This is a genomic window from Pseudonocardia lutea, from assembly GCF_042658055.1.
GTDB classification, from domain to species: domain Bacteria; phylum Actinomycetota; class Actinomycetes; order Mycobacteriales; family Pseudonocardiaceae; genus Pseudonocardia; species Pseudonocardia lutea.
The window spans coordinates 1-2,007 of record NZ_JBHSQK010000150.1 but is presented as its reverse complement, the minus strand read 5'-3'; the positions used below and the strand labels follow the sequence as shown (position 1 = coordinate 2,007).

The 2,007-nt window shown below is 73.3% G+C and carries 3 protein-coding genes; 1 reads left to right on the top strand and 2 read right to left on the bottom strand.

What is annotated here, in order from left to right; translation table 11 throughout:
* Nucleotides 1-246: 246 nt before the first annotated feature.
* A complete protein-coding gene (locus ACFQH9_RS32095; protein WP_379572232.1) occupies nucleotides 247-744 on the top strand; it encodes an Hsp20/alpha crystallin family protein in 498 nt (165 codons plus the stop codon).
* A 238-nt stretch (nucleotides 745-982) separates the two neighbouring features.
* Here ACFQH9_RS32095 and ACFQH9_RS32090 read toward each other — a convergent pair whose 3' ends face one another.
* Nucleotides 983-1,693 carry a GntR family transcriptional regulator gene (locus ACFQH9_RS32090; protein ID WP_379572230.1) on the bottom strand — a complete coding sequence of 237 codons (711 nt, stop codon included), beginning with the start codon at nucleotides 1,691-1,693 and terminating at the stop codon, nucleotides 983-985.
* A gap of 92 nt (nucleotides 1,694-1,785) precedes the next feature.
* Nucleotides 1,786-2,007: carboxymuconolactone decarboxylase family protein (locus tag ACFQH9_RS32085; RefSeq protein WP_379572228.1), on the bottom strand; the 222-nt coding region annotated here is incomplete at its 5' end.

Here is a 2,007-nt window from a genome sequence, read left to right as displayed (position 1 = left end):
CGCAGACGGGGCAGAGGTGGTGCAGCCAGCACACCGGGTCGCCCGCGTCGGTCGTCTCGCCCTTCCTCGCCCCGCCCTCCCCCAGGTCGGCGTTGCTCACCGCGCTCCCCCTTCCGCCTGCTCCGTCGGCCGTCACCAGTGTGACGCGAACTACTCCACGAACCCGGGAATTGAGTCCCTGCGACTCATGTTTACTCAGTCAGACGCTGCGAACCCCGCCAGCGACCAGCATCGAGGAGACACACCATGAGCACCCTGATCCCACGCCGCGACCCCTTCTTCGCCGAGTTCGACGCCCTCGTCCGGCGCGCCTTCGGCCCCTCGCCCGTGCGCTTCCCGCGCCCGGAGAGCGGGTTCACCCCGGCAGCCGACGTGACCCGCGACGGCGACGACGCCCTGGTCTCCCTGGAGGTCCCGGGCCTCGACCCCGCCACGGACGTCCACGTGGACGTCGAGGAGGGCCGCCTGGTCGTGCACGGCGAGCGCCGTGACGAGCGGAGCGAGGAGAACGACGGCCGCCGATTCCGCGAGGTCCGCTACGGCTCCTTCCGCCGCAGCTTCGCCCTGCCGCAGCACGTCACCGCCGACGCGGTGAGCGCCACCTACGAGGCGGGCGTGCTGAAGGTTCGCGTGGCCGGCGCCTACGCCGAGCCGCAGAAGCCGGGCGTGACCAGCATCCCGGTGCAGGTCCCGGCCGCCGAGCTGCCGGCGCAGGGGTCCGAGAAGGGCTCCGAGCAGGAGTGATCCGGCCGGCCGGATCCCGGCCGACGGACGACGGTCGACGGACGACGACGGCACCTCGCCCCGCGGGACGGGGTGCCGGTCCGTTCTCGGGTACGGGCCTGCTCGTACCCACTCGGCGAATGTGATCAGCGGTCGTGAAGCGCGCCGCTCGATCCCGGCCGGATCCGCCCGGACCCATCGATCACCCTCCGCGCCGCCCGCCCGCCTCGGGTGCCGCGCATCGCAGGGATGCGGCTTCCTACGCCCCCTGTTTCCCGACCCCGTCGAGGGCTGCGAGGCCGGTGGCGGCGGCGTGTTCGAGGTGCTCGGTGCACAGCCGCTCCGCGCAGGCGACGTCCCGGGCGGTGATCGCGTCGACCAGCGCGCGCATCTCGGCGGCCATCTGCGCGGCACGCCCGGGCTGCGACATCGACGTGGCGCGCAGCAGCCGGACCCGCGCCTGCACCCCGCCGAGGATCTGCTCGATGGTCGGGCTGGCCGCCCCGGCGAGCAGCTCGGTGTAGAAGAGGTCCTTGTCGCGCAGCAGTGTGTGCATGTCCGCGCCGGCCTCGACGTCCTGCTCCAGGGCGGTGACGGTGGCGCGCAGCCGATCATGGTGCGCGGCGTTCGCCCGCTCGATGAAGCGGCGCACGGTGAGCGCCTCCAGGGAGGCGCGCACCGCGTAGAGGTCCCGGGCCTCGTCGGCCGACGGCTTGTAGACCAAGGCGCCCTTCTGCGGCACGGTGACGACGAGGCCCTCGGCGGCCAGCTCCCGCAGCGCCTCCCGGATGGTCGCGCGAGAGACACCGGTCTGCTCGATGAGCTCGCGCTCGACCAGCCGCTGGCCGGGCTTCAGCTCGAACTCGAGGATGGCGGTGCGCAACCCGTCGATCACCTGCTCGCGCAGCGGCGCGGCGACCCGGCCGACGCGGATCCCGCGGAAGGTGCCCGTCTCCTCAGCTGCCGTCACGAGCCGCACAGTAGTGGTGTCCGGCCCGCGGACGGGACGGCGCGGAGGGCCGGCGCCTTCCGCGGCGGCCCCGGCCCGCGGGCCGGCGCGGCTCACCCCGCCTCGCCCGCCTGCTCGGCGACGACGGAGGCGAGGATCGGCGTGGCCGTCGTCGCAGCGTGGATACCGATCACGCTGACGATCGAGAGCACCTCCATCAGCTCGTCCTGTGTGGCGCCGAGCCGCACGGCGTTGCGCAGGTGCAGCTTCAGCCCGGGGACGTACAGGTGGGTGGCCGCGGCGTCGAAGGCGACATAGATCATCTCCTTGACCTT